General features: G+C 57.8%; 16 protein-coding genes, 1 tRNA gene and 1 pseudogene. 9 read left to right on the top strand and 9 right to left on the bottom strand.

Annotation, left to right across the window (positions count from 1 at the left end):
- The first annotated feature begins 121 nt into the window (after positions 1 to 121).
- The 4 genes from L1075_RS06940 to L1075_RS06925 all read left to right on the top strand — a co-directional run bounded on the left by L1075_RS06940 (position 122) and on the right by L1075_RS06925 (position 3,650).
- Positions 122 to 1,093 carry an XdhC family protein gene (locus L1075_RS06940; RefSeq protein WP_246941046.1) on the top strand — a complete coding sequence of 324 codons (972 nt, stop codon included), beginning with the start codon at positions 122 to 124 and terminating at the stop codon, positions 1,091 to 1,093.
- Positions 1,094 to 1,106: 13 nt separating this feature from the next.
- Complete coding sequence (locus L1075_RS06935; RefSeq protein ID WP_246941043.1) at positions 1,107 to 1,727, top strand: nucleotidyltransferase family protein; 621 nt, start codon at positions 1,107 to 1,109, stop codon at positions 1,725 to 1,727.
- 74 nt (positions 1,728 to 1,801) lie between these two features.
- Positions 1,802 to 2,827 carry a type IV toxin-antitoxin system AbiEi family antitoxin gene (locus L1075_RS06930; RefSeq protein WP_082021206.1) on the top strand — a complete coding sequence of 342 codons (1,026 nt, stop codon included), beginning with the start codon at positions 1,802 to 1,804 and terminating at the stop codon, positions 2,825 to 2,827.
- Positions 2,790 to 3,650 carry a nucleotidyl transferase AbiEii/AbiGii toxin family protein gene (locus tag L1075_RS06925; protein WP_246941040.1) on the top strand — a complete coding sequence of 287 codons (861 nt, stop codon included), beginning with the start codon at positions 2,790 to 2,792 and terminating at the stop codon, positions 3,648 to 3,650. The genes L1075_RS06930 and L1075_RS06925 overlap by 38 nt, the downstream gene beginning before the upstream one ends.
- 145 nt (positions 3,651 to 3,795) lie before the next feature.
- On the opposite strand, the gene L1075_RS06920 is transcribed toward L1075_RS06925, so the two are convergent.
- On the bottom strand, positions 3,796 to 4,554 hold the full coding sequence (locus L1075_RS06920; protein WP_246941037.1) for a DeoR/GlpR family DNA-binding transcription regulator: 759 nt from the start codon (positions 4,552 to 4,554) through the stop codon (positions 3,796 to 3,798).
- 101 nt (positions 4,555 to 4,655) lie between these two features.
- Here L1075_RS06920 and L1075_RS06915 point away from each other — a divergent pair, with 101 nt between their 5' ends.
- Positions 4,656 to 5,825, top strand: coding sequence for an MFS transporter (locus L1075_RS06915; RefSeq protein ID WP_246941034.1), 1,170 nt, complete (start codon positions 4,656 to 4,658; stop codon positions 5,823 to 5,825).
- 83 nt (positions 5,826 to 5,908) lie between these two features.
- Here the strand turns inward: L1075_RS06915 and L1075_RS06910 are convergent, their stop codons facing one another.
- From L1075_RS06910 to L1075_RS06890, 5 genes are all read right to left on the bottom strand, one after another.
- Positions 5,909 to 8,131, bottom strand: coding sequence for a xanthine dehydrogenase family protein molybdopterin-binding subunit (locus L1075_RS06910; RefSeq protein WP_246941031.1), 2,223 nt, complete (start codon positions 8,129 to 8,131; stop codon positions 5,909 to 5,911).
- A gap of 22 nt (positions 8,132 to 8,153) precedes the next feature.
- On the bottom strand, positions 8,154 to 9,140 hold the full coding sequence (locus tag L1075_RS06905; RefSeq protein WP_246941027.1) for an FAD binding domain-containing protein: 987 nt from the start codon (positions 9,138 to 9,140) through the stop codon (positions 8,154 to 8,156).
- Positions 9,137 to 9,820 (bottom strand): (2Fe-2S)-binding protein, encoded by a 684-nt coding sequence (locus tag L1075_RS06900; protein WP_246941025.1) that lies wholly within the window; start codon positions 9,818 to 9,820, stop codon positions 9,137 to 9,139. The genes L1075_RS06905 and L1075_RS06900 overlap by 4 nt, the downstream gene beginning before the upstream one ends.
- Positions 9,821 to 10,121: 301 nt before the next feature.
- Positions 10,122 to 10,197: transfer RNA gene (locus L1075_RS06895), tRNA-Thr, on the bottom strand.
- Between the two features lie 414 nt (positions 10,198 to 10,611).
- The gene (locus L1075_RS06890) at positions 10,612 to 10,812 is read right to left on the bottom strand and encodes a hypothetical protein (RefSeq protein WP_246941022.1); all 201 of its coding nucleotides are present in this window, start codon (positions 10,810 to 10,812) and stop codon (positions 10,612 to 10,614) included.
- A 353-nt stretch (positions 10,813 to 11,165) separates the two neighbouring features.
- On the opposite strand from L1075_RS06890, the gene L1075_RS06885 reads away from it, so the two are divergent.
- Positions 11,166 to 13,400 carry an NADP-dependent isocitrate dehydrogenase gene (locus tag L1075_RS06885; RefSeq protein ID WP_246941227.1) on the top strand — a complete coding sequence of 745 codons (2,235 nt, stop codon included), beginning with the start codon at positions 11,166 to 11,168 and terminating at the stop codon, positions 13,398 to 13,400.
- Between the two features lie 1,029 nt (positions 13,401 to 14,429).
- On the opposite strand, the gene L1075_RS06880 is transcribed toward L1075_RS06885, so the two are convergent.
- Together L1075_RS06880 and L1075_RS06875 are read right to left on the bottom strand one after the other, a co-directional pair.
- Positions 14,430 to 15,803 carry a hypothetical protein gene (locus L1075_RS06880; protein ID WP_246941019.1) on the bottom strand — a complete coding sequence of 458 codons (1,374 nt, stop codon included), beginning with the start codon at positions 15,801 to 15,803 and terminating at the stop codon, positions 14,430 to 14,432.
- 369 nt (positions 15,804 to 16,172) lie between these two features.
- Complete coding sequence (locus tag L1075_RS06875) at positions 16,173 to 16,457, bottom strand: helix-turn-helix transcriptional regulator (RefSeq protein ID WP_246941016.1); 285 nt, start codon at positions 16,455 to 16,457, stop codon at positions 16,173 to 16,175.
- A gap of 95 nt (positions 16,458 to 16,552) precedes the next feature.
- On the opposite strand from L1075_RS06875, the gene L1075_RS06870 reads away from it, so the two are divergent.
- From L1075_RS06870 to L1075_RS06860, 3 genes and pseudogenes are all read left to right on the top strand, one after another.
- Entirely contained in the window at positions 16,553 to 16,804 is a 252-nt protein-coding gene (locus L1075_RS06870) for a hypothetical protein (RefSeq protein ID WP_246941014.1), read from the top strand.
- 208 nt (positions 16,805 to 17,012) lie between these two features.
- Positions 17,013 to 17,576 carry a hypothetical protein gene (locus tag L1075_RS06865; protein ID WP_246941011.1) on the top strand — a complete coding sequence of 188 codons (564 nt, stop codon included), beginning with the start codon at positions 17,013 to 17,015 and terminating at the stop codon, positions 17,574 to 17,576.
- 197 nt (positions 17,577 to 17,773) lie between these two features.
- Positions 17,774 to 17,962, top strand: a pseudogene (locus L1075_RS06860) (tyrosine-type recombinase/integrase); the annotation flags it as partial.
- Positions 17,963 to 18,297: 335 nt separating this feature from the next.
- Here L1075_RS06860 and L1075_RS06855 read toward each other — a convergent pair.
- The coding region (locus tag L1075_RS06855) for a site-specific integrase (protein ID WP_246941008.1) at positions 18,298 to 18,894 on the bottom strand (597 nt) is incomplete at its 5' end.

Raw genomic sequence — 18,894 nt, 5'->3', positions numbered from 1 at the left:
TCCCCACATGACACTTCATGCACGATATAGTGGCCCCATGACACGAATGCCTCGAAGCACCGGTCAGTCGTCGTCGACACTCCGGCGCGAGGCAACACGATAACGGGTGAGCGTACTGAGCATGCAACACTTGGATTTGCAGGTCATCGAGCGAGCGCTTGATTGGGCCCGCGACGGTGAAACGGTCTGGCTGTGCACGGTGTTGGCGACGTTCGGCTCGTCGCCCCGTGAGCCGGGCTCGCTATTCGTCGCGCGCGGGGACGGCCGCCATGCAGGTTCCTTGTCGGGCGGCTGCATCGAGGAGGATTTCCTCGAGCGCCTGACCCAGGGCGCCTTCGGGGCGCCGATCACCACGCTGCGCTACGGCGACGGGCATGCCGACGGACCGTCGGTGACGCTGCCCTGCGATGGCATTCTCGACGTCCTGATCGAGCGACTGCCGCCGACGCGTGAAAATGTCTCGCATCTCGAGGCCTTGTACGACGTTCTGCGTGGACAGCGCCCGGCCATTCGCGAGGTCGATCTCGTCACTGGGTTCGCAACGCTTGCCAATGACGACAACGAAGGTCCGCGGGTAACGCGTGATGAGCGCCAAGCCCAAATGCGCCTGGGGCCGGTGGCGCGCTTGATCGTGGCCGGTCTCTCGCCGGTCTCGATCGCTTGCGCCGAGTTCGCGCGCTCGCTGGGCTTCGAGGTCATCGTCTGCGACCCGCGCGAAGAGGCATGGGAAGACGTGGCGCTTCCCGGGGTACGCACGCGACGCGAGCTGCCCAGCGCCTTCATTGCCTCGGGCGCGAGCCACGCGGCGACGGCCATCGTCGCTCTGACCCACGACCCGCGCCTGGATGACCTGACCATGATCGAGGCCGTGCGCACGCCGGCGTTCTACATCGGGGTCATGGGCTCGCAACGCACCTCGACGGCCCGTGCCGAGCGCCTGGCACGCACCGGTGGCCTCAGCGAGGAAGAGATCGCACGTCTGCACATGCCCATCGGCCTGGCTCTCGGGAGCAAGACACCCGCCGAGATCGCGCTGGCGGTGATGGCCGATATCGTGCGCGTGCGACGCGGCAAGGCACGCGATGCCCTGTAAGCGCGTGGTTACCGTGAGTGAGCGCGTAGTCGCCGTGATCATGGCCGCCGGAAGCTCGCGGCGTTTCGGAGAGCAGGACAAGCGCCGCGCCCTGCTCGCAGAGGGCGAGACGCTGCTGAACGCTTCCTTCGCGCATGCGGCCGAGGCCTTCACTCACTGTCGCGTGGTGCTGCGCGACACCGAGACGCCAGCGCATCTCGGCCTGGACGAGCACGCGCCCGTGATCGGTGTCGCACACGCCGAGCGCGGGCTGGGCACCAGCCTGGCCGAGGCCTTCGCGACGCTCGCAGGGGACCCGTCACTCGCCGACGTTCAGGCAGCCGCAATACTGCTCGGCGACATGCCCGCCATTCGCGCCGACACGCTGCGCCGCGTGCAGCACATGGCCGATACCGAACACATAATTCGCCCCCGGCATGCCGGCCGCCCCGGCCACCCGGTACTGTTCGGACGCGATTTCTGGCCGGCGCTCACGCGCCTGGACGGGGATAGCGGGGCGCGGCAACTCATCCACCAGCACCCCGAACGCTACCAAGAAATCGATGTCGATGACCCCGGCATCCTGCTGGACATCGATACGCCCGCAGACCTGCAGTTCGAGATTCGCAACACTGACGCCCAAGTGCCGTATTAACCAATAAGAAGCGTCTTGCTGTCCAATTTTTACAAGCGTACATTATTAATAGACATCGCAAATTATTGGACAAAATGACAACTTCATTGGAGTGGGAGATCGCAGAAGCGGCCACTGCCGCCTTCCAACGCGAAACAGGGCTGAGCGCCTCACTCAGCTCCGTCCCAAACGGCCCACAAGAAGAGGGCCTCAATGTCGAACTGGGTGGCCAGCACTTCCCCGGCGAGGTAAAACGCTGGGCGGCTCACCTGATACCGGCGCTTTCATACCACTTAGCTGGCAACCCCGGTCGCCTCCTTATCGCCGACTACCTCAACGCCAGCGCTGCCAAGAAGCTGCAAGCCCAAGGCATCCAATTCATCGATACGGCTGGCAATGCCTTCATTGACCGGCCTGACTTTAAGATTTTGATTCGAGGTAACAATCGCCCAGCGATATTCGCAAGGGAGGAAGAATCGCATGCAGCCCAGCGAGCCTTTCAACGCCAAGGTCTCATCGTTGTCTATCATCTGCTGATCGTTCCCGATCTGATGAACGCCTCGGTGCGCGCAATCGCCGAGCGAACGGGCGTTTCTCATGGCACCGTCGCCAACGTCCTCCAGGCACTCGAAGCCGGGGGCTTAGTGGCGACGATGGGTCGTAGCAGACGCAAGATCATCGAACCAAGAAAGCTCATGGAGCGCTGGGTCGTCGGCTACTGCGAAAAACTCGCCCCCAAGATACTGATCGGCGAATTCCACGGCGAGACCACTGATTGGTGGGGAGAGCGCGACATAGATCGTTTCGCCGCGGCGTGGGGCGGGGAAATTGCCGGAGCCTTTTTCAGTGGTCACTTGACGCCGCAAGTGGCCACACTCTTCCTGCCCAGAGAAAATCTACCCCAGCTGATGCAACAATATCGGTTGAGGAAGCCCCCAGCAGGTGTCGAAGCCAATGTTCGAATCATGGAACGCTTTTGGAGGGCAGACGACGAAGAGCTCGCCATGGCCCACCCTTTGCTCGCCTATGCGGACTTGATCCGCAGTGGCGATCCCCGCAATGCCGAAATCGCAAGGATTCTGGATGAACGCTATCTCGCTGACCATTTCAGCGCCTATTGATGAGGTGGCTCATACCGCGCTGAACGATGTCAGTGCTCTGGCCAAGCAGTTCGGCATCGATTACGTCTTGATCGGCGCCAAAGCTCGGGATCTCATCCTTCATCACCATTACGGGGCACCAGTACGTCGTGCCACCGCCGATATCGACTTCGCCATCTACGTGCAGGGTTGGGAAGAGTTTCGACGGATCCACGCGGCTCTGCTCGACAGAGGTTATCAGCAAGGACGCGCCCCACATGAATTGCGATCTCTCAACGGCTGCGTCGTCGATATCATCCCTTTTGGTGGCGTCACTGACGAGGACGTCAACATCGGCTGGCCACCCGAAGGTGTGATCGAAATGTCGGTAATGGGGTTCGAAGAAGCCTGCCACACAGCCTATCGCGTTCACCTGACCGGCCAAGCGTCACTTGAGGTCAAAGTGGCCAACCTGGAGAGCCAAGCGCTATTGAAGCTCGTCGCCTGGACGGAACGCATACCCGCTACCCGTCGCAAGGATGCCGCGGACATTGCCTATCTCTTCCAGCATTACAGTCGTGTGGACTGGGACATGGAGACGCTCTATGAAGGCAAGTGGACAGCGATACTCGAAGAAAATGGCTACGACATCATCCTTACCGCCATGCAGCTACTCGGTGAGCGGGCTCGCCTGATTGCCGCGCCCGATACGCTCGCACACGTCTCGGCGTTGCTAAACGACAGCCTTCCCCGTCTCACTCTCGAAGACCTGGCGACCGACATGAGCCGCAGCATCCCAGAAAGCGTCGACGAGTGCCTATACTGGCTAACTATGTTCAAACGTGGCCTCGAGAGCGGCCAATAATCCCTACCCCCCCCCCATATCGCCTCGCCTGGCTCAGAACCACACCCCACAACAGGCTCTGCCGTACCCGAAGCGACCAACTCAGTCACGCGACGGAATCGACATCAGGCTCCCGCCGAGCCGGAATCCAACATACTAATTTCTCTCAAGCACCGCGATGGATCACGATTCCACGCAGCTTATAGGGAGCAAGTCGGTCTTCCGTGGCCGCACAGTCTGTCACCAAGTCAGTGATGGCTGTCGTCGGCGCCACAATGTACGGATAGGCAATATCCAGCTTATCGTTGCTGGCCAACGCGACGACCCGCGTCGCTTGTTCGATCATCACTCGCTTGGTACTCGATTCCTCCGGAAAAGGGATAGTCAGACCAGTATCCGCCGACAAAGCACAAACACCAATGAAGCTCAGGCTAGCCCGAAAACGACGCAGAAAGTCCGTAGCTTCGGCCCCGATAGTGACGGCAGATCGCTTGGCCACCGCGCCACCAGCCATGTATACGTCCACCCTGGGATGGTCTGTGAGCGCCGCAGCGATGGCCGGCGCATTAGTGACGATGGTAGCTCTAAGATTCACAGGCAGTGATTCAGCAATACATAGGGCAGTCGTCCCCCCGTCGAGGAAAAATACTTCCCCATCACTCACGAGCGATGCCGCAACACGCGCAAGAGACGACTTTCGAGCCTGATCGCATCCTCGACGTTCAGCGTAGCTTGCAGGAACAGGTGGCTTGGGAATTGCACCACCATGCACACGCTGCAAACTTCCTGCAGCGTCCAATTCGCGCAGGTCCCGACGCAAGGTATCCTCGGAAATACCCAGCTGCTCAGCCTCATCGATAGCACTCAGCCGACCGTGTTTACTCAGCTGTTGGAGGAGATAGGCATGTCGTTCAGCCTTTAGCATAAGACCCTCGTCGAATATATTTTGCCTGATAATGCGCTATTTTGCACGTTCGTGCAAAATACGAAAAACAATATCAACTGGCAACGCTCCGGAGAGATACCATGGCCACCGAAGCCCACCTGCATCAGATGCGCTTTCGTAACACGCTAACGTTTCTCAGCAACGGCTTTGGCATTGGCGTCTGGTCGATAGAAATCGCCCCGGTAAGGCTGATCGTCGGGATCTCAGAAGCCGTCTTGGGAATGGCTCTGTTTGGTTTCGCGGCAGCCGCCCTGCTGGGGATGCGGGTAGGAGCCCGCATGAGTGACCGCTGGCCGATTAACCGGGTCTGCGGAGTTCTGGGGCTGGCCTTCGCTGTGGCCTTGTTCCTGCCCTGCCTAGCCCGGGACATCGGTACGTTGGTGATCACGCTGATCCTGCTGGGGGCCACCAACGGCGCCCTTGATGTCGCTATGAACACCCGCGGTAGCTTGATCGAAAACCGCTATGATCGCCCGATAATGTCGTCCTTCCATGCCGCCTGGAGTATCGGTGGGGCCGCCGGCGCTGCGTTGGCCGGTGTGCTCACTGGTTTCGGTTTCGGTCCAGTCATAGTGCTATCGATCGCCGCCCTCTTCGTCGCCGTATCGCTGGCCGCCTCGTCAGGCGCCTACCAGCCACCGGCGCCGCTGGCCAACGAGTGCTCGTCATCTTGCGGCAAACGGCGGCAGCTAGATCCCCGACTCGCCGGGCTGTGCCTGCTGGCGTTCTGCGCCCTGTTCACCGAAGGCGCCATCGCCGACTGGAGCAGCATTTACCTACAAGGCGTACTGGAAAGCGGCTTCGCCATCGGCTTCTTCGCCTTCTCCGCCGGCATGTCGGTCGGCCGGCTTGGCGGCGACCGGGCGGTGACGCGTTATGGTCGGCTGAGGGTGGGATCGCTTGGTGCTCTCATCGCCGGTCTGGCCATGGCCTATGTATTGTGGGCACCATCGCTTGGCACGGCTTGCATCTGTTTCCTACTGACCGGACTGGGCATGAGCAACGTGGTACCGATGACTTTTAGCATGGCAGGGCAGGTTACAGCGAAGACTTCTCAGGGCATCGCCATGGCGGCTACATTCGGCTATACGGGATTCCTACTGGGGCCAGCCTTCATCGGCGGCCTGACCCACTTCCTGACGCTGCCCCTCGCTCTGATGGTGCTGGTAATAACGATTGGAGTCATCGCTCTTACCAGCCAGTTCGTTTTTCCTCCAAAGGAAGCGGACTATCAATCTGCCCGCAAGTAACCACAATACTAGCCAGCCATATTCCATTTAGATCATTAAATTACGGTACGCAGCCCAGAGGCGCTGAGGTCAGCCGACGCGCCTCAGGCGCTTTGCGCCTGGGGCACGTCGTCCATCAGCTTGTCGAGGGTGATCGGCAGTTCGCGAATGCGCTTGCCGGTGGCATGGTGCACCGCATTGCCGATGGCGGCGGCAAGCCCGGTGATGCCGATCTCGCCGATACCCCGCGCGCCGTACTCGTTGAACGCCAGGTCCGGATAATCGAGCAGGATGACGTCGATCTCCGGTTGGTCGGCGTGTACCGGCACCACGTACTCGGCGTAGTCGTTGTTCACGGGACGGCCGTTGCGCTCGTCGTATTCGGTGGCTTCGAAAAGCCCCATGCCCACGCCCATGACGACGGCGCCCTCGACCTGATTGCGCGCCGTGGTTTCGTTGATCACCTTGCCTACATCGATGGCACTGACCACGCGCGACACGCGCAGGTGCGAGATGCCCGGGTCCCAACGTACCTCGACGAAATGGGCACCGAAGGAGCGATAGGAGTATTTCGAGTCGGCGGCCTCGGTATGCGCTTCACCATCGGCGCTGCCGTAACGCGCGGCATCGAGGACCTCGGCAAAACTCGCCTGCTTGCCGTCATAACGCAGAGCACCATCGGCCACACTCAGATCGTCCGCGCTGGCCTCGGCGAAAATACCGTTGCTGCCGGTGGCGTAGCGCTTCAACTCGTCGAGGGCATTGCGCGCCGCGCCGGCGATGGCCGGCAGGGTCGTCGCCGTGGCCCAGGAGCCACCGGAGATGGGGCCGTCCGGGTAGGAGGAATCCCCCAGCTTGACGGTGATGCGATCGACCGGGATGCCGGTCACGTCGCTCACCGCCTGCGCCACGATGGTGTAGGTGCCGGTGCCGATGTCCTGTGTCGCGCAGGAGGCAAAGGCGGTGCCATCGGCACGCAGCGACACGCGTGCATCGCAGGGTCGCTTCAGCGCTTCCCAATTGCAGGCCGCCATGCCGTAGCCGACGATCTCACGACCCTCGCGCATGCTGCCGATCTGCGGATTGCGATCGTGCCACCCGAAGCGCTCGGCGGCTTGTTTCGTGGCCTCGACGATGTGGTTGCTGGAGAAATCCAGATCCTGGCTTTCGTCGCGCTCGGCATAATTGTCGAGCCGGAACTGCACCGGATCGACGCCCGCCGCCAACGCCATCTCGTCGATGGCGGATTCCAGCGCGAACAGCCCCGGCGCCGCACCCGGCGCACGCATCGAGGTCGGCGTGCCGCGATTCACCTGCGTCGTGGCATGGCTCACCGTCAGATCGGGACAGCTGTAGAGGCTCTTGGTCACGCTGCCGCAGGTTTCCACGTACTGATCGGTGAACGAGGTCGTGTTGATCGCCTCGTGACGCAGCGACACCAACTTGCCGTTGCCGTCGATCGCCAGGCGCATGCGCTGGCGGGTTTCGGGACGGTGCCCGGTGGTGGTGAACATCTGTTGACGCGGCACCACGAGTTGCACCGGGCGGCCCAGTTCACGCGAAACCGCCGCCGTGGCAATCGCATGCGGCCAGGTCCACAACTTGCTGCCGAAGCCTGAGCCGATATACGGCGCATGTACCGTGATGCGCTCGGGCGCAATGGCGAAGATCTTGGACAGTGCATTGCGCTCGACCACGACCCCTTGCGAGGCATCATAGATGGTCAGATTGCCCTGCGCGTCCCAGTACGCCACCGAGGCATGCATCTCCATCGGATTATGGGTTTCCACCGGCGTGTGGTAAGTGACGTCGATGGTCGTGTCGGCGCTGTCGAAGGCCGAGGCGGCATCGCCACGCGAGTGACCGCCACCCGCCTGCGTGCCGTTGTCCTCGAGGCCCTGGGCGAGGTTGGCGACGGCCGATTCGGAGGCGTATTCGACCTCGACGTGGCGCGCGGCGGCACGCGCGTTCTCGAAGCTGTCGGCGACCACGAGCGCCACGAACTGGCCCTCGTAGTACACACGCTCGTCCTCGAACGGCAGCCGGGTTTCTTCCACCTTGTTGCCCTGCACGAAGCTCGACGGCGTCCGGTACAGCGACGGGAAATGCCCATGATGGAAAATATCGATGACGCCCGGCATCCGCTTCGCCTCATCGACCTTGATTCGTGTCACCTTGCCCTTGGCGATGGTACTGAACACGCCATAGCCGTATGCCATGTTGGGCGGCAGGTTGTCGGCGGCATAGTTGGCGCGGCCGGCGAGCTTGTCCGGCCCGTCGATGCGCGGCACGCCCGCGCCGATGATGCTTTGCTGTTTGTCGCTCATGGTCGGTTCTCCTCGCGGGCGATCAGGCGGCGGTCAGATCGGAAAGGTTGCGCACGATGGCCTGCTGGCCGAGCGGAATCTTGTAGCCGTTCTGTGAATAGGCCGTGGCCTTCTCGAAGGCCAGCTTGGCGGCATCCGTAAAGAGCGCTTCGCTGGCGGTCTTGCCCTTGAGCGCCGCTTCCACTTCCGGCGCCCGCCACGGCTTGGTGCCGACACCGCCCATGGCCACCCGGGCCTCGCGAATGGTGTTGCCGTCCATGCGCACGATCACCGCGCTGGAGGCGAGCGCAAACTGATAGGACTGACGATCGCGTAGCTTGAGATAGGCAGATCGGTTGCCGTCGAGCGGCGCGTCGAGAACCACATGGGTGATCAACTCGCCCGGCTCGAGCGCATGCTCGCGGGCCGGCGTGTCACCGGGCAGCAAGTGGAAATCGCCGAAGTCGATCTCGCGCGTGCCTTCCGGCCCCTGAACCTCGACCGTGGCGCCGATCGCCGCCATCGCCACGCACATGTCCGAGGGATGCGTAGCGATGCAATTGTCGCTGGTGCCGAGCACGGCGTGGACGGTGCGGTTGACGCCCTCGATAGCGGCACAACCGCTGCCGGGTTCGCGCTTGTTGCAGGCGGAGACGCCATCGCGGAAATAGGGGCAGCGTACCCGCTGCATGATATTGCCGCCGGTGGTGGCCTTGTTGCGCAGTTGTGTCGAGGCGCCCGCCAGCAGGGCCTGGGACAGCACGGCATAATCCTCGACCACGCGCTCGTCCCGCGCCAGCGCGGTATTGGTCACCATCGCGCCGATGCGCAACCGACCGTCGTCGAGGCGCTCGATGGTATCGAGATCGACGCCGTTGATGTCGACCACCGTCTGCGGCTGCATCACATCGAGCTTGACCAAGTCCAACAGCGTGGTGCCGCCTGCCAGAAAGGCGGCATCGCGATCGCTGCCATGCGCCGCGACTGCTTGTTGCGGGCTTTCGGCGCGGGCGTAATCGAAATGTCTCATGCCTGGCCTCCCTTCACGGCGCCTCGAGCTGACTGAATCGCCGCGACGATGTTCTTGTAGGCGCCGCAACGGCAGATATTGCCGCTCATCGCCTCGCGCACGTCGGCATCGCGGGTACCGATGTCGTCATCCTGCAGGACTGCCAGCGCGCTCATCATCTGACCCGCCGTGCAGTAACCGCACTGATAGGCGTCATGCTCAAGAAACGCCTGCTGCAACGGATGCTGCTGGCCGTTCTTCTCCAACCCTTCGACGGTCGTGATCTCATCGCCGTCATGGGTCACGGCGAGGCTCAAGCAGGAATTGATGGACGTGCCGTTGACCAGGATCGTGCAGGCGCCGCACTGACCGTGATCGCAGCCTTTCTTGGTGCCGGTCAATTGCAGGCCGTGACGCAACGCATCGAGCAGAATCACATTGGGTGTGACATCGAGCTGATGGCGACGTCCATTGACGGTCAGGGTGATGCGCCGTTTCCCCTCGGCGGGCGGTGCATCGGTCTGCGTATCGGGGTCGTCCGGCGAGCCGGCGTAGCTCACCGACGACAATGCCGGCGCCGCGGCCACCGCCAACCCGGAGGCGCCCGCTGTCTTCAGGAAGCGGCGCCGCGACGGCGATTCGGGGTGTCGCTGGGGGTCATAATACGAAACCTCAGTCTTGAGGCGCTCACGGTCATCCATGTCTTGTCCTCACCATTCACTAGTCAAGGCTGGCATCGTTCTTGGGCGACGCTCGAGGCACGCCATTTGGCGCTGGCAGGCGCTCGCCATCAGGAAACATCGTGTGGGGCCGAGCCGTGTCAGGCAGCTCGACCAACCTTAACGTTAGGAGAGGACGGAAGGTGCCGCAAAGCGTGCGGTAAAAACTTCAGAGGAATCCGGCAGGATGCCAGAGGATCAGGCATGAAATGCCGAGCACGTGGGGCGAGGACGCAAAACCGCCGCCCGGAAACACCGTGGCGGCGGTCTGCAGATATCTGGCTGGTGCCGGTGAGTGGACTCGAACCACCGACCTACGCATTACGAGTGCGTTGCTCTTCCAACTGAGCTACACCGGCAACGGCGCGTGATGATAGTCAGGATAGCGTGGCCAAACAAGCCTCATGGGCAGCAAGTACTTACCGTACCGTTCAGCCCTCAAACGCAATAAGGGCGCGACCCTGAAGCCTCGCCCTTATAACTTGTACAGAATTTGATCTGTATAGCACGCTCAAATTCTTTATGAGCGTTTTTGTTAGCATCCATGCCTATGGATTAGCGCTAAAGCGCAGATATTCACGTTGCCTTTCCTGGCGCAATGAATACCGTCATCCGGCTTCCTGCCGGTTGAGAACAACTTTAGTCCCTGACGCCACATCCCGGTGGCCGTTGTCCTCGTCGACATCTAAAAGTTAGACAAGACTTAACGTTCTGTCAAATCGCCGGCATGTTTTGAACCAATAGGGTCTTTTTTTCCGACTGCCCTAACCGCCCTATTCAGGCAATACCGGCATGGTCAGCAGCAACCACAAATACACCGCAATCAGTGCCGCGATGACCGCAGCGATGGCCCAAGCCATGCGCTCTCGCGTCGCTTGATCGCGAGCGACAAGGTGCTTGAGCGCTATCCGTGCGCCCCACCAAACGCCTACCAGCACCAGCAATGGTATGCCCACGCCGATCAGAAATGTCATATCGCCTCCCTCTTTCCAGCCATGCCCGACTATCATGACGCAACGCCCGCGAGTCTCGCAGCGGTCGCCAGGCTCGACAAGCGCCTGCCTTCGGATGACAAGATTGTCGACAGTCTATATGCGCAACAAACACTGCACTGGTACAATCTGGCACGACCGCTGGGTCGCCGGCACCATAATGGGCCAACCGAATTCACTATCTGCATGATGATCCAAGCGCTTTCGCGGGGACGGCATCATCGCCGCACGAGAGGGGCTTGCCCAAGATCGCCGGCAAGCACTTGCATCGCCCCAGCCAACCCGCACTGCTGAAGATTCGTGCAACCGCTGTGACAAGAGAGGTCAATATCCAAATGTCCAACACGCCGAAGATCATCTATACGCTCACGGATGAAGCCCCCGCGCTGGCGACCCACTCCCTGCTTCCGATCATCGCCGCTTACACGAGCACGGCCGGCGTCAGCGTCGAGACCCGCGACATCTCGCTGGCCGGCCGCATCCTCGCGCAGTTCCCGGATCTGCTCAGCGACGAGCAGCGCATCAGCGACGACCTGGCCGAGCTCGGCGAACTGGCCAAGACGCCGGAAGCCAACATCATCAAGCTGCCCAATATCAGCGCTTCCGGCCCGCAGCTCAAGGCCGCGATCAAGGAATTGCAGAGCCAGGGCTACCCGCTGCCGGATTATCCGGACGAGCCGAAAAACGACGGAGAGAAGGCAATCAAGGCCGCTTTCGACAAGGCCAAAGGCAGCGCGGTCAATCCAGTTCTGCGCGAAGGTAACTCCGATCGCCGCGCACCGCAGTCGGTCAAGAACTACGTTCGCAAGTACCCGCACCGTATGGGCGAATGGAGCGCCGACTCTCAATCGCATGTCGCGCACATGAGCGAAGGCGATTTCTATGGCAGCGAGCAGTCCGCCACCATCGAAAAGGCCGGCAAGCTCAAGATCGAACTCAAGCAGAAAGACGGCACCACCAGCGTCCTCAAGGAAGGCCTGGCGGTTCAGGAAGGCGAAGTCGTCGACGCCTCACGCATGAGCAGCCGCCGTCTGCGCAACTTCATCGACAGCGAGATCAAGGATGCCAAGAAGCGCGGCGTGCTGTTCTCGTTGCACCTGAAGGCCACCATGATGAAGGTCTCCGACCCGATCATGTTCGGCATCGTGGTCGAGGAATTTTACAAGGATGTGCTCGAGAAGCATGCCGACGCCCTCAAGCTGGCCGGCTTCAGCCCCAACAGCGGCATCGGCGACCTCTACAGCGCCATCCAGTCGCTACCCAGCGAGCAGCAGGAAGCGATCACGAGCGACATCGACGCCCTCTATAAAGAGCGTCCGCCGATGGCGATGGTCAACTCGCACAAGGGCATCACCAACCTGCACGTGCCCTCTGATGTGATCATCGACGCTTCCATGCCGGCGATGATTCGCGACTCCGGCAAGATGTGGGGCGCCGACGATGCGCTGCACGATGCCAAGGCCGTGATCCCGGATCGCTGCTACGCCGGCATCTATCAGGTCACCATCGACGACTGCAAAAAGAATGGCGCCTTCGATCCGACGACCATGGGCAGTGTGCCCAACGTCGGCCTGATGGCACAGAAGGCCGAAGAGTACGGCTCTCACGACAAGACCTTTCAGGCCGCTGCAGACGGCACTATCGTCGTCACCGACGAGAACGGCCATCAACTGTTCAGCCATGACGTGGAAGCCGGCGACATCTGGCGCATGTGCCAGACCAAGGACGCGCCGATTCAGGACTGGGTCAAGCTTGCCGTCACGCGTGCCCGCGACAGCGCCACTCCCGCCATCTTCTGGTTGGACGCCAACCGCGCGCATGATGCGAAGCTGATCGAGAAGGTCGAGACCTATCTCAAGGATCACGACACCAGCGGCCTGGATATCCGTATCATGTCGCCGGAAGATGCCATGCGCTTCTCGCTGGAACGTACCCGCAAGGGCGAAGACACCATCTCCGTCACCGGCAACGTGCTGCGCGACTACCTGACCGACCTGTTTCCGATCATGGAGCTCGGCACCAGCGCCAAGATGCTCTCCATCGTTCCGCTGATGCAGGGTGGCGGCCTGTTCGAGACCGGCGCTGGTGGCAGCGCGCCCAAGCACGTCGAACAGCTCCTGGAGCAGAATCACCTGCGTTGGGACTCGCTGGGTGAATTCCTCGCCCTGGCCGCATCGCTCGAGCATCTCGCCAAGGCGTACGACAACGCCAAGGCCAAGGTACTCGCCAAGACGCTGGACCAAGCCACCGGTGAATTCCTCAACAGCAACAAGTCGCCGTCACGCAAGATCGGCGAAATCGACAACCGCGGTAGCCACTTCTACCTCTCGCTCTACTGGGCCCAGGCACTCGCCTCTCAGGACGAAGACGCCGAGCTGAAGGAGCAGTTCAGCGAGTTGGCCAAGTCGCTCGAAGCCGACGAAGACAAGGTCGTCAAAGAGCTCACCGAGGTGCAAGGCAAGCCGGTAGAGATCAACGGCTACTACCATCCCGATTATGACCTGACCAGCCAGGTCATGCGTCCCAGCGCTACGCTGAACGCCGCTCTGGATGCCCTCATGAAGCGTTAAATGCTTTCCCGCGCAGTAAAGGCGTCAAAACAGGCCCATGCCCCGTGCATGGGCCTGTTTCGTTTAGAGGCAGAAAAGCGTGGGAAGACTCTGCTCACCACCTTCCAGGCAGAAAAAAGCCCTCCGCAATGGGAGGGCTAAAACGTCGTACGCAGTGTGAGCCACTACGCGATGGAATCGCGACGTCCTTGAAGGTTCCTCGCCGTCCATGGCTCACGTTTACAAAACATAACACATTAGAGACGCCTCGTTTACCTATATCCGATGTCTTTTTAGTAAGCCAATGCCGACACAATGGGTCAGCATTGGCACTATCCCGAAAGAATGAGGCAGATAATATCTGAGTAAAATTGTCAGGTATTTAACTCAGATCAATCCAGCCACCTGCTCACTATGACACCGTGGGCGCCGTCGAGCAGGGAGACGACCTCGGTGCTCAGCACTGCGCACAAGGAAGTGTGGAAAGGTCGCAAGGAGCTCGACAGGACATGCAGTGACGCAACGTCCTCAGCCCGGCCTCGGCCGGGCTTATTTATGTCTGGTCCCCGCCAACGCCTTTCTCTGTCGCAATGGTCTATTTTAGTCGGAGTGCCATCGTGCAAGGAGAAGGTATGACACCACGCAAGACCGACTTCCCCCTCGATCAATACCGCTGTCACCTGGAAACCGGATTCATCGTACTGGTGGGCTAGCAATGCCAATCAGAGCGCAATCTGGTGGTAATGGTCTGGCACATGATACCCGGCTTCACGCCGGAACATTTCGAGCGCTATGGACAAAATGTGGACACACAAAAAAAGCCTTTATAATCAGTCGCTAAGCTATGGCGCCGACACCAGGAGTCGAACCCGGGGCCTTCTTGTCAAAAGATTTAGCTAATATTTTACTCTGACTGCCTTTGCCTTACAAAACAGATAGTTATGAAAGGCGCTTGGGACTGTGAGCGCCTTTGCCGGTCTTCCGCGTGGACACTTTGTTGTCACTGATATTTCAAATTAGCAACGTTACCCTCAAGTAAGTAGCAAAAAATCAAAAAGACTCACCACTACCTTCAAGGATAAATACCTTATTATCTTTTTCGTACCGTAGCTCTATATCTTTCCTAGCAAAATCCAATTTCTTTCTCTGCTCACTATCATTAATATCTATAGAGAAATTATCCTCCACAACAATTTTTGCTCCATTCACCTCATAATTTCCATTTTCACCAACAAGCTCATTTTTAAAATAAGCTATAACTCCTATCATCCTTCTAGCTATTTTAATCCAAACAAAAAACACAAAAGCGCACTCGGATTTACCGTCCACCTCATCTTTCTTTGCCTCGAATTTCACATCAAAACTAGCATCCTCCCCTTTCACCAATTTGCTTAACAAGCTTATGCTATCAGCCTGACTAGAAATCTCTTTGCAAGAAGTCTTTTCACTATCGGCTATTCCATAGCGGTGCTCAACTTCACACAAGCACTCAGCGACCTCAAGCTCTTTCTCATAACCATAACCAACACCATCACATCTGACCTTTAAAGCCTGACTTTTCTTTCCATTGAACTCATATTCACAGTATAGAAAATCTTGTTTTGAAGCCATCGACAAAAGCGAATAAATATTTCTAGCCTCACTAGCATAGCAAGCCTCATCGCCTCTAATATAAAAATGTTGCTGAAACTTTTGCGCAAAGGGATATATAAGCAAATCGAAAAAAGTTGAACTTATTCTCACTAACTGAAATTTTTCTGGCACAAATCCATTAAAGGGAGAAGTGTACAGCTCTGCATCGAAGCTTATTCCCGGAGAAAATTCACTCTTCTTATATGTCACCTTACCAACACCGGTGGGCTTTATGTTTTCAAGTGAAAAATCGCCCCCTCCTTCAGGTATAATAGGCTCAGAACCAAGAATACCAAACCGTTTCTCAACTGCTTTAAGCTTTTCAGCACGAAGTTTGCCGCCTAGTCCCACTGACATTTCTACAAGTTTTTTCAGATCGTCCTTAGAAAACTCAACGTTGAGCTCATACCGTCCGCTTTCATAACCCGTTGACTCTAGATGATCTTTTTTATTTTGCACATATGTATGAAAATTATCGCCAATAAAAAACAACAACCTATCTCTTAAGGCGACTCCTGTAACCTCATCGAGCTTTTCTTCCTCTCTATACTTTAGCTTAATTTTCTTTTTATGCAGCTTATCTGAATTACCTTTATTTTCTTCCTCATAGACTCTCTTTACGACTCTACTAACAAGCTCGTCACCCACATGTAAAATGAAGATTTCCTGCACATCAGCTTTTCCATCAAACTCCATAAAAACAAAGAATGACGGATATGGCGCTGTGGCTAGGCGCCTTAAGTTTGACAGCTTAACTGACAGCTCTCTATCTTTATTATTTGTTGACTTCACCTGAATCTTACACTCAACAGCAGAAAAATGCGCTTCGCCTAGCTTGCTTTTTTACTATACGGAAACTCTACTAAAAAATCCCAGCCATTCTCGTCAATATTTGAGCCATTTACTGTCAGCCCAGCTTGCTCACATAAAAGCCTGAAATAACTCTCACCCAAATTTCCTACTTTGCTCATAGCTTACCTCTGCTCTTTTTTTATTTATACTTTTTATTATTTTTTTCAACCAAATCCACCCAATGCTTAAAACAAAGAAAAGCCCAACGAGCCAATAAATATGATGAGTTAATTTTTTAAAACTTACTAATACTATATCGTGCACTGCCCCTCTCCCTCTACGCCTACCAATTATCCACAACCCGCTTGGCTATTCGGTATCCGTTCCCGTTTGCTTAAGTTCTTTGCGCTTTTCCTCTATGGCGGGGCTTATCTGGCCTGCGTCTTCAATTACCTGATCGTGCATCAGCCACATCGTGTAATGGGGAAACACCGCTAGCACTTGCTTCACCGTCTTGAGCGAGCAAGCCATGCGCCCCTGTTCCGTGCTGATGAGGGTTTGCTTCTTGATGCCTGTCAGATCGGCAAACTCCTGGCGGCCCATGCCCTCCGCCTCACGGATCTCGCGAATTTTTTCGCCATCACTCTTTGACACTGTATCAAGATCCTACTATATTAAGATCGTGGTATATGGATACCTCACTACTGACATTCAGAGCCTAACACAGACAAACAAAGGCAGGTGACAGCATGGAAGAAACGAAAGCGCCCCAGATTCCGCCCTTCGTGCCTGTCATGACCATCGAGCGATTCGCCCAAATGTCCGGCCTCGAGGAAGGCGTCATTCAAAGCCACATCCGCCGTGGCCACCTCCCCACCATTAAGCTGGAGCTGGCCGGCAGGAATGCATTCAGCCGCTACGAGCGGGCGCACACGTTGTTCTACATGGACCAATCTTGCTGGCAAACTCAAGGCTATAGCGCCAGATTGGACATTGAGTAGCACGAGGAACTGACAGAGAGGCCATCATTAGCCTCAACGCCCCCAACATCCGCCAAACTTTCGTCGGCTACCACATCGAAACCACCGACATCCGCTACACCGTAGGCGGCGGCAAGGGCCAAGAAGCCCGTGAGGTGCTGATCTTCAGTTGGGATGTCGAAGCCGAGCCGGCGGGGCTGTTTTGAACAGGCGGTAATACGAGGAGTAGATGGCTGTGGAGCACTGGTTGGAAAAGGCAAGAGAAATTTCGATCGGGATCAACAAGGGCTACCTTATCTTGGAGGTCTACGAGACATGGCTGAGATTGATCCAGGACAATGGTTGGACAGGAGCTTGCCATGACACCTCAGCGGGGATGTTCATGGCTATGCATGGTGTCGAATTAGCCCCCGAATTGATAATTGGGATAGTTGAGGCACCGAGTGGCAAATTATTCGATCACTCATGGGTTGAGGTGAATGGTCTTATCTTCGATGCGGCAGTGGGATATCCGAATCCAGATGGTGAAGACGTTAGCGCACCAATATTTGCCTCTAGGGAGCTTGAGACCGGCAAAAGAACTCTTTTGCGATATGGCGTTACTAACCGAGGCCAATTGAGCGAGCCAGCCCATACCGTAGCCAGCTGTACGCTCGCAGAGTATGGCCAGCACTGTGACCTTTGGGAAATCACGAGCGCTTTCTGGTGCTGTCATGGGCGGCGCGTAGATCCTAATGATCTTCGCCGCCGGTTTGGCGGCTTAAGGCGCACGGTTAGAGGAAGTATTCTCTAACCCACGCTGAAGGAATGATAAACATCTCAACGAGACGCGGTGGGGGCATCAGAGTGTGCGTTTACCCCTTCAGGGACGAGGGGGCATGCTGCACGGCAATGACGTTTTCAGAGTGCCAAATCCGCTGCGAGCGGTTTAGAGCTAGGCGAATCAAGGCGGTGCCAAATCTCGCGCAACAAAGTGCCAAATTTCGCGCGCGGCTACACCATGTGCTGCGACACACCTTTGCCAGTCACTTCATGATGAACGGGGGAAATATTCTTGTCTTGCAACGCATCTTGGGGCATCAGTCACTGACCATGACCATGCGTTACGCGTACTTCGCGCCGAATCATTTGGAAGATGCCGTGAGGTTCAATCCGCTCGCGTCGTTGACACTTGGTTGACACACACAAAAAAACCGCCCTGAGAGGCGGTTTCTTTCAAGGCTAAAAAAGCCTTTAGAATCAGTCGCTAAGCTATGGTGCCGACACCAGGAGTCGAACCCGGGACCTACTGATTACAAGTCAATTGCAGTTTGTAACAAAATGTAAAGCCGACTTGTACCGGATCGGTGTGGACCATGGAAAAGACAGTGATGGCGGGAGGGACCGCTTGACGGTGCCTGACTGCCCCCTGCTCTGCATTGGCGCTTTGAATCATGGCCAACCTCCCGGTAGTTGTCAACCCACTAATGTATTGGTATGACGAGGGAGGTCATCTCCCCCGCCGAGCCCTGTCCTCACACCGGTGGCCGGGCGTTGAGCGCCCGCCGCATGGCTTCGATGTCGGGATGGATGTACTCCATCGTGGTGCGGATGTCGGTGTGATTGAGGATGTTCTGGGTAATGTGGATATTGCGTTCGGGACTCTCCATCAGGCTGGTTCCCAGGAAGTGGCGGAACCGGTGCGGCGACAGCTTGTAGCCGGTCATTTCCGACAACACCTGGAAGAAGTGCTCGACCTGCCAGGTATCCATGTCCGTGCGCCGATGCCGGTGACTGAACCGGTTCACGTTGAAGAGCTGGTCCTGACGCTTGAAGCCCGAGTTGTGGGCGGCGACGATCAGGGTATAGAGGTGTGGGTACAGGCCATCCGGAATCGGCAGCACGCTTTCCGAGTGCGTCTTGGAGCCCACGGCCGAGGCGCGAAAGATACGCTTCTTCAGATTGACGTCACCGGCCTGGATATGTAGCAGCTGGTTAAGGCGGATCCCGGTATAGAAGAAGGTCTCCATCAGCACCTGCCAGAACCAGGCCGGGTGGATCCTCGAGCACTCGTCGTAGGCGGTCTCGAAGCGCCGGCACACCTCGAGGACTTCGCGCGCGTAGCGTATCTG

Origin of the sequence: Chromohalobacter beijerinckii, from assembly GCF_023061185.1 — a bacterium.
GTDB classification, from domain to species: Bacteria; Pseudomonadota; Gammaproteobacteria; order Pseudomonadales; family Halomonadaceae; genus Chromohalobacter; species Chromohalobacter beijerinckii.
The sequence above is the reverse complement of the archived record's forward strand: the minus strand, read 5'-3'. Positions and strand labels throughout refer to the sequence as shown.